Annotated in this window: 10 protein-coding genes; 7 read left to right on the top strand and 3 right to left on the bottom strand. The window is 40.0% G+C overall.

Annotated elements, in window-relative coordinates; genetic code table 11:
* Nucleotides 1-123 precede the first annotated feature (123 nt).
* Both EHW67_RS03910 and EHW67_RS03905 read right to left on the bottom strand, forming a co-directional pair.
* Nucleotides 124-1,350 carry a PAS domain-containing sensor histidine kinase gene (locus EHW67_RS03910; protein ID WP_126161054.1) on the bottom strand — a complete coding sequence of 409 codons (1,227 nt, stop codon included), beginning with the start codon at nt 1,348-1,350 and terminating at the stop codon, nt 124-126.
* A gap of 169 nt (nt 1,351-1,519) precedes the next feature.
* On the bottom strand, nt 1,520-1,981 hold the full coding sequence (locus EHW67_RS03905) for an SRPBCC family protein (RefSeq protein ID WP_202911910.1): 462 nt from the start codon (nt 1,979-1,981) through the stop codon (nt 1,520-1,522).
* Nucleotides 1,982-2,514: 533 nt separating this feature from the next.
* On the opposite strand from EHW67_RS03905, the gene EHW67_RS03900 reads away from it, so the two are divergent.
* A complete protein-coding gene (locus EHW67_RS03900; protein ID WP_126161053.1) occupies nt 2,515-3,852 on the top strand; it encodes a Gfo/Idh/MocA family protein in 1,338 nt (445 codons plus the stop codon).
* A 268-nt stretch (nt 3,853-4,120) separates the two neighbouring features.
* On the opposite strand, the gene EHW67_RS03895 is transcribed toward EHW67_RS03900, so the two are convergent.
* On the bottom strand, nt 4,121-4,540 hold the full coding sequence (locus EHW67_RS03895; protein ID WP_126161052.1) for a DUF1801 domain-containing protein: 420 nt from the start codon (nt 4,538-4,540) through the stop codon (nt 4,121-4,123).
* Nucleotides 4,541-4,809: 269 nt separating this feature from the next.
* Between EHW67_RS03895 and EHW67_RS03890 the strand changes: the two genes are divergently transcribed.
* From EHW67_RS03890 to EHW67_RS03865, 6 genes are all read left to right on the top strand, one after another.
* Nucleotides 4,810-5,619, top strand: a complete 810-nt coding sequence (locus tag EHW67_RS03890; RefSeq protein ID WP_126161051.1) for an alpha/beta fold hydrolase — start codon at nt 4,810-4,812, stop codon at nt 5,617-5,619.
* A gap of 26 nt (nt 5,620-5,645) precedes the next feature.
* A complete protein-coding gene (locus EHW67_RS03885; RefSeq protein ID WP_158285072.1) occupies nt 5,646-6,839 on the top strand; it encodes an ATP-binding protein in 1,194 nt (397 codons plus the stop codon).
* Nucleotides 6,840-6,855: 16 nt separating this feature from the next.
* A complete protein-coding gene (locus EHW67_RS03880) occupies nt 6,856-7,482 on the top strand; it encodes a hypothetical protein (RefSeq protein WP_126161049.1) in 627 nt (208 codons plus the stop codon).
* Nucleotides 7,483-7,640: 158 nt separating this feature from the next.
* Nucleotides 7,641-8,723 carry an efflux RND transporter periplasmic adaptor subunit gene (locus EHW67_RS03875; RefSeq protein ID WP_126161048.1) on the top strand — a complete coding sequence of 361 codons (1,083 nt, stop codon included), beginning with the start codon at nt 7,641-7,643 and terminating at the stop codon, nt 8,721-8,723.
* Between the two features lie 22 nt (nt 8,724-8,745).
* A complete protein-coding gene (locus tag EHW67_RS03870) occupies nt 8,746-11,988 on the top strand; it encodes an efflux RND transporter permease subunit (protein ID WP_126161047.1) in 3,243 nt (1,080 codons plus the stop codon).
* Nucleotides 11,981-13,438 (top strand): TolC family protein, encoded by a 1,458-nt coding sequence (locus tag EHW67_RS03865; RefSeq protein WP_126161046.1) that lies wholly within the window; start codon nt 11,981-11,983, stop codon nt 13,436-13,438. The genes EHW67_RS03870 and EHW67_RS03865 overlap by 8 nt, the downstream gene beginning before the upstream one ends.
* Nucleotides 13,439-13,659: the final 221 nt, after the last annotated feature.

The following is a 13,659-nucleotide window of genomic DNA, read 5'->3' as shown; positions in this document are numbered from 1 at the left end:
GTGCTGTTAAAGCAATTTATGGTCATCGTAAAACCTTCAAATAAGTTGCTGCGCCCTGACAACAATAGTTTGGTTGTTGCTCTAAGAGAGCCAATATAGTGCTTGGAATGGGTTAGAAAATGCTTAGGATTTGTTTTCGAAAGGCAAGGTGAATATGAAATCACTGCCCTTGCCTTTTTCGCTTTCTACCCATATGTTACCACCTAGTTTTTCTACAAATTCCTTGCAAAGAATTAAGCCAAATCCAGAGCCTTTTTCTTTTGCCGTCCCAGGGGATGATACATTGGTAGATATTCGGAAAAGTTTTTTCCGTGTTGTCTCGTCTATCCCAACCCCATTGTCGGAAACGGTAATTTTTACATGGTCTTTATTTGAAACGGCGAAAACGGTAATATCGTCGCCAGGATTTGAATATTTTATGGCGTTGGAAATGAGATTGCGTAGGACAGTTTTAATTATTTTCTCGTCCGAATAAATTTCCACCTCTTCAAGGTTGGTTGGCTTAAGGGTTATATTTTTGGTTTTTGCTATGGCGCTTGATAGTTCCAATACCTCGCTTATAACAGTGGCTATATTAGTTTTCTCGGATTTAAATTTTAACTCTCCATTTTGGGATTTTGCCCAGTTAAATAAATTGTCCAATAAAACAATAGTGTTTTGGGCAGTTGTATGTATAAGGTTTAGGAATTGCTCGGATTTAGGGATTTCCCGTATTTTTGCCTCTTTGGTCAATAGTTCGCTTAACAAAATTATATTGTTGAACGGACTCCTTAGGTCGTGGGCAATAATAGAGAATAGTTTATCTTTTGTAGCGTTGAGCTCTCTTAATCGGGATTCATTTTCCTTTAGTATCAATTCCGATCTTTTCTGGTCGGTAATATCACGGATTACGCCAACAAGGAACTTATTGCCTTTTTGGTCTATATAGCGTGATTTTCGAGTAGATATATTTCGCGAATTTTCTCCGTTTAACGTTAAGGTTTCTTCATTGGTATTTTCAATACCATCTTCCAATACCTTTTTGTCTATACTTAAAAAACTTTCACGTTCTTCAATTGGAACTTTTTCTGCTAAGGTTTTACCAAGAACTTCAGTTTTGGGCAGATTGAACATTTCACAAAAAGCATCGTTGACGAACAATAACCTACTTTGGTCATCCTTTAGAAATACAGCGTCGCCCATGTTGTTGAGAACGGTGTGGGTATAATGCTCTAATTCTTCACTTTCCGGATAAGCCAAGTCTTTTATTTCTTCTTGGTTTTGTGTTGCTATATGCGCGCGCAGTTTTTCGTTTTGTTCCTTCAGCTTGGCAATTTCATTCTCTAATTCCTGTCGTGTCGGTTCGTTCATCTATAAACAAGGATGGCAAAGGTTAATTAGCATTGTGGTTAGCGTGCTACGTCCATATGGTACTAAGATAACGAATCTTTTAATTTCCCAAATAGTTTGTTGTTGGTCTTTTGTTAATTCCTTTTCTTGCTACTAGGTTGCCATATAGATCATTTCTAAGATTTTCAAATTAATTCCCCTTAGCTGGATATTTGTCGGCTATTAAGTTTAGAACTATATTATGTTCCAGATAAGCCTTTAATCCGTCTAGAACTGTTGTAAATCCACCTGTGTTATCCTTGATAGCCTCTATAAGGTCGGCCCCCTTTTGTTGAAAGCCATAATTCTTAATGATAACATAGGTGGTGTTCGCTCCCAATTTGGTAAACTCGTAGTCCACTGTTGTGGTTGGATTGCCCCATTCCATTGAAATTAGTTGGTTGGGAATAATCGCTTTGATAAAGACCTTGGTTGAAATATTGTACATCTCCCATTCCCAGGTAACGGTTTTGCCTTGTGTTAGTTTTCCGTCAGACTTGCTGAACCAGAATTTTGTGGTAATAGTGGGGTCAATGAAGGCATTGAAAACTGTGGATACAGGTTTTCTTATCATCATCTGGGTTTCTACCATTGGTGTTTTTTCCTCTTCCATGGCTTATAGGGTAAATCAAAGGATGGCCAAGTCCGTAAAATGGGGTGATTAATCTTGTCCAAGCTTTGGTAATAGGTGTTGTAGACTAAGATAACAATTTTTAAGTAATCGGAAATGGTTATGTCGTTTGTTCAATTGTCCTGAACCGGAATTATAGAACCCTTTTAATTGGAATCTTATTACCATTTTAGGCCTATGGTATTAATTATAATCTGTATGTAGGTAATTATGATAGTTGGTGTTTTATTGGCCTGCATTTTAAGGAAAACCAAAATATTTAACGTTAACGTTAACGAACTTGATAAAAAATTGTTAACTTTCCTAGGTAAAAAATATGGCGGTTGTTATCTGTGGGGTGTTTTAATCTGCTCCTTGCTGTTAACAAACGCTTTATATTGGACTAGGCAGCACCTTTTAAATCTGTATGGTATGGCTGTATTTTAAACAATGATGAGTGATTTATTTTAAGTTGGAGATGCCAAATAGTTCGTATTTGTCTGCAGAATTTTAAGTCATTTTAAATATATAAGCAAATGAAATCAACCCGAAGATCTTTTTTAAAGAAAACGGCTGTGGCCAGTTCCGGTATAATTGCGGCGCCAACAATAGTCTCATCACAAGTGTTTGGTGCTAACGACCGTATCAACGCTGCAGTTTTAGGTGTAAACGGACGTGGTAAAAGCCACATTAAGAGTTTAATGGTCCAAAATAATGTTAGGGTGGCCACACTCTGTGACCCTGATATGAACCTCTTAAAAGAGCGGCAAAAATCTTTTAAGGAAACCTATAACAAGGACGTGGCGCTGGAACAAGACCTAAGAAGGGTCATGGATAACAAAGATATAGATGTGGTAAGTATAGCCTCGCCCAATCACTGGCACGCATTATCAGTAATATGGGCTTGCCAGGCCGGTAAGGATGTATATGTGGAAAAACCGGGATCCCACAATATTTGGGAAGGTCGTAAGATGGTGGAGGCAGCACATAAATATGATCGAATTGTACAGCATGGGGTACAGCTAAGAAGTTCCCCGGCCATTAACGAGGCCATAGAATTAATGCGCGATGGCTATATAGGTCGTGTATATATGGCACGCGGACTAGTCTTTCGTTGGAGAGGGGATATAGGTGATCAAGGGTTTTCTCCCGTTCCCAAAGGTATAGATTACGATTTATGGACAGGCCCAGCACCAAAACGTCCGTTTACTAGAAACCTTGTGCATTATAATTGGCATTGGCATTGGGATTACGGTAATGGCGATGTGGGGAATCAGGGTATCCATGAAACCGATCTTTGTATGTGGGGATTGGATGTTGGGCTTCCTTCTAAAATAACTTCCATGGGAGGTAAGTTCCTTTGGGACGATTGTAAGGAGGTACCAGAAGTTCTTACCTCTGTATATAAGTACCCGGATGAGGGCAAAATTATTCAGTTCGAAGTCCGTCCTTGGTGTACCAACACCGAAGATGGCGCTACCGTTGGAAATATTTTCTATGGCGATAAAGGTATTCTAGTCGTAGATGGTTACGACAAGTATAAAACCTATCTAGGTAAGGATAGAACACCTGGTAAGTCTGGTGACGATGGAGGAAAAGCGGCATCCGGTATGGACAGGGGAGCAGGAGGTACAGATGGGCACTTTGCCAATTTTATAGAGGCTGTACGTAAACATGACAAAAGTATATTGAACGGGCCGGTTGAAACCGCTCACCTATCTTCTGGATTGGCACACCTTGGAAACATTGCCTATAGATTGGATCGTGTTTTAACATTTAATCCAAAGTCCGAAACCTTTGTAAATGATCAGGAAGCCGACAAAATGCTTACCCGTAACTATAGGGAAGGATTTGAAGTTCCTGAAAATGTTTAAAAAAGATCTATAGGTCTCTAAATTAGAAACATAAATGAATTGTATATGAACATTGACTGGGTGTATCTACCTGGTCAGTGTTTTTTTGTGGAAAATTTAAAATGGTATTAGTGAAAATTATTAAAGTTTAAATTTATGTGCATTAAACTTTATGAATGCACCATATTTGGGTTTAGCAAAAATTGAAGACAGCACCAGCTGTGGGATAGTTGGTGCTGTTTATACAATCTACGCACATGTACACACACTTATAGAGATTAATTCCTTTTTACGCCCCCAATAGCGGCATATGTTTTACCTTATGATAGGTCAAGGCTAGGGAAATACAATGTTTTAATTCAGCTTCGGGTATCTTATCCTGAAGTTTAAAAACAATGGCTCTATTGCCTTCAAAATTAAATTTGTCCCCATAAATAGTTTTAAATGTTGGGACCAATTTTGAAGTGCATTTAAAATAGATGGCAAACTGATCTGGATTTTTTTCTTTCCAATCCATTCTTATTGTGCTCCCATATTTGGTGAGGTAACTGGGTTCTCCCCATTTAAGCGTTTCTTCCAACTTTTTAACTTCCTCTATCTCGGCTGCCGTTTCCAGGACCAACTTCCTTAAATTGTTTAGTTGTTTGCGCACAACTGTGGGATAGTTATTAAATACTGTCTTAACTTTTGGGTCGCTTATTACCTCCATACCCCCTGCTTTTTGGTTAAATTTTCCTTTAACACATTTAAATTATAGTTTTTGAATATAGTGAAAATGTAGCTATTAATTTTTTGGTAAGTAGGGGAATTGGGATATAGGCTTAAGAAGGAGAGGATATTGCCTTTGTACTAGTTGGGAATAATTTTTTTGCACGGGATATGATTAGGGTACAAGGTTGTGTAGTTTCTCCTTACACTTTTATAATCTTTGAATTGATTCTTGGTCCTTTTCATATATCTTTAGGCAAACTCAAAACTATGGATGTACTAAAGCGAAATAACGTTCAAATTTTCGGAAATGGACCTGAAGTAATTATGTTTGCGCACGGTTTTGGCTGTGACCAGGGTATGTGGAGGTATATAACTCCGGCATTTGAGAAAGAGTACCAAATTGTACTTTTTGATTATGTGGGCTGCGGAAAATCGGACATTGGCAAATATGCCGAGGCACGCTACGGTTCGCTAGAGGGGTATGCTTTGGATATTATTGAAATATGCCAAGAACTAAAGCTAAAGGATGTAATACTTGTTGCCCATTCGGTAAGTTCTATGATTGGAATGTTGGCCTCCATAAGGGAGCCCCATCTTTTTAAATCCCTTGTTTTAGTTTGTCCCTCTCCATGTTATATTAACAAACCTGGATATTATGGAGGCTTTGAGGAAAAGGATTTGGAAGATCTAATGGATGTGATGGACAATAATTATGTGGGCTGGGCCAGTTTTTTGGCTCCGGTAGTTATGAAAAATTCAGACAAACCAGAGCTTACCAAGGAATTGGAAACTAGTTTTTGTTCTATGGATAAGGAAATTACAGCGAATTTTGCCCGTGTCACTTTTTTCTCGGATAATCGGGCAGACCTGAAAAAGGTGTTGGTGCCAAGCCTAATCCTTCAATGTGCTGAAGACGATATTGCTTCCAAGGAAGTTGGTCAATATGTGCACCGTGAACTTAAGGAAAGTGAAATAAGTTATATGGAGGCCACTGGTCACTGTCCCCATATGAGCCATCCGGATGAAACCATTAAATGTATTCAGGAATATCTTGAAACCCAAGATTGCCTAAAATAAACCAATACCTAACACCCTCAGATATTTTGAACCAAAATCTCCCCTGTTTTCTTTTTTCTTTTCCAGTTGATGGGCTGCTTACCCAGGTAAATCAAAGGATGCTGGATTATTTGGGATACGAATCTTCCGAGCTTATAGGCAAGTTGCGTTTTGAAGACCTGTTGACGCCAGGGAGCAAAATCTTTTATAAAACCCATTTTCTCCCCATGTTGATGATGCAAAATAAGGTAGATGAAATGTTCCTGTCCGTATCTTCCAAAGGGGGTAAGGAATATCCGGTACTTATGAATATGGTGCTGGTGAACAGTGATGGTAGGCAGACCATACAAGCGGTTGGTCTTCATATGGCCAAAAGGAATAAATACGAAAAGGGAATTATAGAAGCCAAACGTACTGCAGAAAAAGCTTTGTTGGATAACGAGTTACTTCTCAAAATGAAATTAAAGCTGGAAAAACAGCAGGAAGTGAATGAACAACAATTAAGGGATCTTAGGCGTGTTAACCAAGAGCAGGAGGAGTTTGGTAAAATCCTATCCCATGATTTGCAGGAACCACTGCGGAAGATCCATCTTTTTGCCGGACTACTTGAGGGAAGAACGGAAAATGAAGGTTTTGATCCAAAGCTAAGGTCATATTTGCACAAACTACTGGATCTATCTGAATACGCCCAGGAATTAATGGCCAGATTGCAGCGTTATCATTCCCTAGAGGATAGGATAAATGAAAGTACTACAGGTAATTTGTCGGCCATGATCCACTCGGCTTTAATTAAGCTCAATAATCCCGGGATTGCACCTGATTTAAGTGGCCTGAGGGCTGTGGAGGTCTATGGGGACATTCCTAGGCTTACATGGGTATTAGGGGAGTTGATGTTTAACTCCTATAAGTTCCGTAGCCAAGAAGAGCCTCTATCCATCAACATAACTGCAGACATTATTAAGGATAATTTTTACCAGGTTGTTGAGGATGCGTACAAGTTTACCCATTTTATCCAAATACGGATAAAAGACAATTCTAGTGGATTCCCACCCAATGCAGAAGGAAGAGTTTTTGGGTTGTTGCAGAAGTTCCACCCGGATAGTGGTAAAGGAATTGGTCTTGCCTATTGCAAAAAGATAGTGGAATTTCATCATGGTCATATTTCCATGAAGTCCATTCCTAATGGCGGGTCGCAATTCACTATTTTATTGCCTCTTAATAAGTTGGATACCTTGGATTAAATGAATTATCCAGCCTATGGTGCTGGTCATAAGGGTATTGCAATGCGCATTTAGCAATAGATGGACAACAATTTTAGATAAAACAATATTTGGAGGTACTCGTAGAAAGGGTTTGATAAAAGTAAGGGTTACAACAGGTATTTTAATTAATTTTAACAACTACTACTTGTGCGTGTCGAGGCCAAGGTCTAGTTTTGATGCCCGTATGAATCGGGCATTTAAAAAATATTTATTTCTTCTTTGTATCCTTTTAGTAAATGGATTCAATAGTGTTTATGCGGACACACTCCCGATATTAGACCCATACAGCCCCATATCAAATTTCACAGCTTCAGGGAATTCCGATTGTGAGATGGCTGAAGGGTTGCCCATCAAAGTATTCGACAATACCCATCTGTTTGAAGTTCAACAACCGATAATAGCAGAAGTTGCTGAGGCGGAAGAGGAGGAAAAAGTTAGTAATAAAGTGCTTTTTTCCTTAACTCAAAATAAAATTTACGGGGGTTTGCTAACCGCCGTTTTTTATGCCCAAATGTCAGGATATTTTTTAAGTGGAATAGAAAACAGTTCCATTTATTTTAAACCCCATGCTTTTGCTTACCCTTGTAAGCGGCATATTAAATTCCAGGTTTTTAGAATATAGAATTCCATGGATTGGTCTTTAACCTCAAGGGCCAATGAACACTCTTATTACATTTTAATTTTTATTTCGAATCATGTAAGCCCTTGAATCTTTCAATTGGACTTGCAAGCAGATTCATTTGTTAAAAAACCAATTAAATTTTCTTAAATAACATCATTATGAGGAAAACTCCCATGATTATTGGCGCGTTTATACTATTGAGCCAATTAAGCTGCAACAACAAAAAACATGAAAAACATGAGGAAACCAAGTACCTAATAACCAGTCCGGTTAAAAAGGATACGGCTATAATCAAAGACTATGTCTGCCAAATACACTCCATTCGGAATATAGAGGTCCGGGCACTGGAAAAGGGGTATTTACAACATATTTCGGTAGATGAGGGGCAAACCGTTAAAAAAGGTCAGAAAATGTTCCAAATTATGCCCAATATATACGAGGCTGAACTTCAAAAGGCCGAGGCCGAGGCTCAAGTTGCCAAAATCGAATTCCAGAATACAAAGCTCCTAGCCGATGGCAATGTGGTGTCCGAAAATGAGCTGGCCATGGCAAAGGCCGGTTATGAAAAGGCCAAGGCAGAAGTATTGCTTGCCAAGACCCATCTGGGCTTTACTAATATCAAGGCACCATTTAATGGCATCATGGATCACCTACACGTAAGGGAAGGTAGTCTATTGGATGAAGGGGAATTGTTGACCACTTTGTCCGACAACAGCCAGATGTGGGTATATTTTAATGTGCCAGAGGCAGAATACTTGGATTATATTACCAACGTAGACAACAGCACAAAAAAAGAGGTCGGCCTTTTAATGGCCAATAACAAGCGCTTCGGTCAAACAGGTATTGTAGAGACCATTGAAGGGGAATTTAACAGTGAAACTGGAAATATTCCTTTCCGTGCTACCTTTCCTAATCCTGATGGTATTCTGAGACATGGCGAAACGGGAAGTATTCTTATGAGGATTCCCTTTGAGGATGTTTTGGTCATTCCCCAAAAAGCCACCTTTCAGATTTTGGATAAAAAATATGTTTTTGTAGTAGATAATAACAATGTAGTACAACAGCAAGAGATTACCGTAGGTGCTGAATTGCCCAATCTTTTTATTGTGGAAAATGGTTTGTCCGAAAGTGATAAAATATTGTTGGAAGGAATTAGAAAGGTAAAGGACCAGGACAAGATTCACACCGAGTTTCAGGAGCCTGATGCTGTCTTGTCACATTTGGCGCTTTATGCGGAATAATTAATACTTAATCTAGACAAACATGTTTAAAAAATTTATACATAGACCGGTATTGGCTATTGTCATTTCGGTAATTATCGTATTTACTGGTTTGCTGGCTATTAAGCAATTGCCCATTTCCCAGTTTCCACAGATTGCCCCAACTACCGTTAATATTTTTATTGCCTACCCAGGGTCCAGTGCCGATGTTTTGGTAAAATCCACCCTTATACCATTGGAAACAGCTATCAATGGGGTTCAAGGAATGCGGTATATAGCTTCTGACGCTACTAGTGCGGGAGAGGGTACCCTTAGGGTTATTTTTGAACCCGGTACAGACCCCAACCAGGCGGTAGTCCGGGTTAAGACAAGGGTAGACCAAGTAATGCCCTTACTTCCAGAATTGGTGCAACGTGAAGGGGTGGTGATAACCCCTGTACAGCCCAGTATGTTGATGTACGTAAACCTTTTTAGTAAGGAGAAGAACAATGATGAGAAGTTCCTGTACAACTATGCCTACACCAAGGTGGTTCCGGAAATTCAAAGGATCAAAGGTATTGCCAGTGCCCAGATTTTAGGGAGCCGTAAGTATGCCATGAGGGTATGGTTAAAGCCAGACCGTATGCGTGCCTATAATGTATCGGCAGAAGAAGTTTTGGAAGCTATGGAAGACCAGAGTATCCTTGCCAGACCAGGAAGGTTGGGGAGGAGTTCTGGAAAAACGTCACAAGCCTTAGAGTATGTGCTTACTTATCAAGACAGATATGACGAGCCCCAGGAGTATAAGGATATTATTATTAAGGCCAATGAGGAAGGGGAAATTTTAAAGCTGGGAGATATAGCCGATGTGGAATTGGGTAGTGAATTCTTCGATATCTATTCCAACTTGGATGGACAGCCTTCTGCCTCTATTGTTTTAAAGCAAACCTTTGGAAGTAATGGTAGTGATGTGATTTTGTCCGTAAAAGATAAGCTGAAAGAGCTTGAAGCCGAACTGCCTCCAGGAATAGAGTTTCAGATCAGTTATGATGTCTCCAACTTCTTGGATGCCTCTATAGAGCAGGTATTACATACGTTGAGGGATGCTTTTATTTTGGTGGCCATAGTGGTCTTCCTGTTTTTAGGTGATTGGCGTTCAACATTAATCCCTATCATAGCAGTACCAGTGTCCCTGATAGGTGCTTTTTTTGTAATGCAGATTTTTGGACTCTCCATCAACCTCATAACCCTATTTGCTCTGGTATTGGCGATTGGTATTGTGGTAGATAATGCCATTGTAGTGGTAGAGGCCGTCCATGTAAAAATGGAAGAGGAGAAGCTAACACCCTATAAGGCATCTGCAGCAGTACTGCAGGAAATTGGGGGAGCTATTATAGCCATTACACTGGTCATGGTGTCCGTATTTATCCCTATTTCTTTTATGACAGGGCCAGTAGGGGTATTCTATAGACAATTCTCAATTACCATGGCCGGATCTATTGTGATTTCAGCCGTTGTGGCCTTGACCCTTACACCTGTACTCTGTGCCATGATGTTGAAAAGCAATCACGGTAAACCTAAAAGAAGGTCACCAATAGATAGGTTTATTGATTGGTTTAACAAAGGTTTTGAAAAACTAACGGGAAGCTATGTAGGGCTCTTAAACAAAATTGTGGCTAGAAGGATTGTTACTTTTGGAATATTAATAGCTTTTTGTGCCGGAATATTCTTAACTAATCAAGTGCTACCGGCAGGATTTATTCCCAACGAAGATCAGGGGATGATATATGCCATTATTCAGACCCCTCCGGGTGCCACCCTGGAGCGTACCAACGAAGTGGCCAGAAAATTGCAAAAAATCTGTGAGGAAACAGAGGGAGTGGAATCCGTTTCGTCTTTGGCCGGTTATGAAATTATGACTGAAGGTCGTGGTTCCAATGCAGGTACCTGTTTAATCAATTTAAAACCTTGGTCCGAAAGGCATCATGCTGTTCATGAAATCATGGAAGAGTTGGAAGAGAAAACCAAGGATCTGGGGGCAGTAATAGAATACTTTGAACCGCCAGCAGTACCTGGATTTGGTTCCTCGGGTGGTTTTGCTATGCGTTTGTTGGATAAGACCAATGGTACGGATTATCATGAATTTGAACGTATTAATAATGAATTTATGGAAGCCCTGTCCAAACGCAAGGAATTAACCGGGCTGTTTACCTTCTTTTCTGCGAATTATCCACAATATAAATTGAAGATCAACAACAAAATTGCCATGCAAAAAGGGGTTACCATTGGAAAGGCTATGGAAAACCTGAATATTTTAATAGGGAGTACCTATGAGCAAGGGTTTATTCGTTTTGGTAGATTTTTCAAAGTGTATACCCAGGCAGCTCCAGAGTATAGGGCCTTGCCTACCGATCTGGACAAGCTTTTTGTGAAAAATGAGGAAGGAGATATGGTTCCCTACTCAGCCTTTATGAGCCTTGAAAAACAATTGGGTCCCAATGAGGTAACCCGTTATAATTTATATAATTCAGCTGCCATCAGGGGGCTTCCAGCTGCAGGGTTCACCAGTGGCGATGCCATTAATGCCATAAAGGAAGTAGCCGAAGAGTCGCTCCCTAGAGGCTATGACATTGCTTGGGAAGGGCTGTCGTATGATGAGGCCAATAGAGGTAGTGAATCGCTCTACATTTTTATTGTTGTATTGATTTTCGTCTACTTCGTACTTGCTGCACAGTATGAGAGTTTTTTACTGCCATTTGCAGTTATACTTTCCTTGCCCGTTGGGGTTTTTGGTTCCTTCGCATTGTTGAAGATGATGGGGCTGGCAAATGATGTTTATGCCCAGATAGGGGTCATTATGTTGGTAGGACTGCTGGGTAAAAATGCCGTGCTTATCGTTGAATTTGCGGTACAAAAACATAGACAGGGTGCAACCGTTTTGGAAGCGGCCATTGAAGGTTCTAAAGCAAGGTTCAGACCAATACTTATGACATCTTTTGCTTTTATCGCCGGGTTAATTCCCTTGGTTGTAGCTACAGGAGCTGGGGCTATTGGAAACAGGACCATAGGTGGATCAGCATTGGGAGGTATGTTGATAGGAACCATTTTTGGGGTCTTGGTTATTCCGGGTTTGTATTACTTTTTTGGTAAAATGGCTGAGGGCAGAAGCCTTATCAAGGATGAGTTTACCGAACCTTTCTCGGAAGAATTAATGAGAACGAGTGAAGGGGAAAGTAAAACCAAGGCAAAACTACGTGAGATAACGAAACTGCTGAAAAAACTAACCAAAAGACAAGGAAATGAATAAGGAAACAGCAAATATATTTAGGAATAAGAAATCAATTTTGGTTGGCTTAGTCTCAATCGTGGTCTTATATTCATGCGTGCCAACAAGAGCAATACAGGAGGAGAACGCCAATTTACCGGATCAATATAAAAATGGCTCTTCAGACACCTTAAATACTGGAACGATCCAGTGGAAGGACTATTTCTCTGAACCTAATCTCGCGGCACTTATAGACGCCGCCTTGATCAATAATCAAGAACTGAATATTATCATGCAGCGGGTAGATATGGCCAAGAATGAAATAGGGGCCAGAAAAGGGGAATATCTGCCTTCTGTTAACATACAGACAGGAGCCGAGCTTGAAAAAGTTGGGGAGTATACCAGAAACGGAGCTGTGGAAGAGCATTTGGACGTTAGGGAAGGAGAGGAATTCCCTGAGCCTTTGCCTAATTATATGGTAGGAGCTTTCGCTTCGTGGGAGGTGGATGTTTGGAAAAAGCTGCGAAATGCTAAAAAGGCAGCGGTTTTTGAATATCTTTCTACTGTAGAAGGTAAGAATTTTATGGTGACCAATTTGGTCTCGGAGGTGGCCAATTCATACTATGAGTTGGTTGCCTTGGACAATCAATTGGCCATTATAGAACAAAATCTTTCCCTTCAACAAAACGCCCTAGCCATGGTAAAGCTCCAGAAAAAAGCCGCAAAGGCAACAGAGCTGGCCGTACGTAGGTTTCAGGCTGAGGTACTTAAGAATCAAAGTCAGAAGTATGAATTACAGCAAGAGATTCTGGAGACCGAAAACAAGATCAATTTCTTGATTGGGAGATCACCACAGCATATCCTAAGGGATTCTGAAGGTTTTGTTGAGAAAACGATGGATTCAATTAATGCTGGAATACCCTCCCAATTACTCCAAAACCGCCCAGATATAAGGCAAGCCGAATACGAGTTGGCAGCGGCGAAGTTGAATGTTAAGGTTGCCAAGGCCAATTTCTATCCTTCCTTGGGTATTAAGGCCGGTGTGGGATTAGAGGCCTTTAAGCCTAGATTCCTGACTTCAACCCCAGAATCTGTGTTGTATAATGTTGTAGGTGACGTAGTGGCCCCTTTAATCAATAGGAGCGCTATTAAGGCACAATACAATAATGCAAATGCTAGACAAATACAAGCGGTGTACGAGTATGAAATGGCTGTGTTAAATGCTTATATAGAGGTGGCCAATCAGTTGTCCAATATTGATAATCTTAACAAGAGTTATGATTTGGAAACTGCACAGGTTGAAGCACTTAATGAGTCCATTGATATTTCCTTACGCCTTTTTCAATCGGCCAGGGCAGATTATTTGGAAGTGTTACTGACACAACGGGAAGCACTGGAATCCAGTGTGGAACTTATTGAAACCAAAAAGGACCAAATGTTGGCGAAAGTAGCAATGTACAAGGCCTTAGGAGGGGGATGGGATAAACAATAGTTCCGACGAGGATTACTTTATTACCATTGAAAAGCCGTTTTACAGGAATGTAAAACGGCTTTTTCTATTTTGAGAAGTAATTTAAGTGCTATTTGTTTAGCTTTAGAGGACAGCAGATTAGCAGTCTATGGGTAAAAATATATAGGTATAAGGTTAATTCTATGTAGACTTAGGCTGGTTTTATCCTTAGTTTTATTTTTTCTCTAAAATTGCGGTGGTAT

Source organism: Arenibacter aquaticus, from assembly GCF_003957295.1.
Lineage (GTDB): Bacteria > Bacteroidota > Bacteroidia > Flavobacteriales > Flavobacteriaceae > Arenibacter > Arenibacter aquaticus.
Note: the sequence above shows the minus strand (reverse complement) of the source record. Positions and strands in the feature narration are given on the sequence as shown.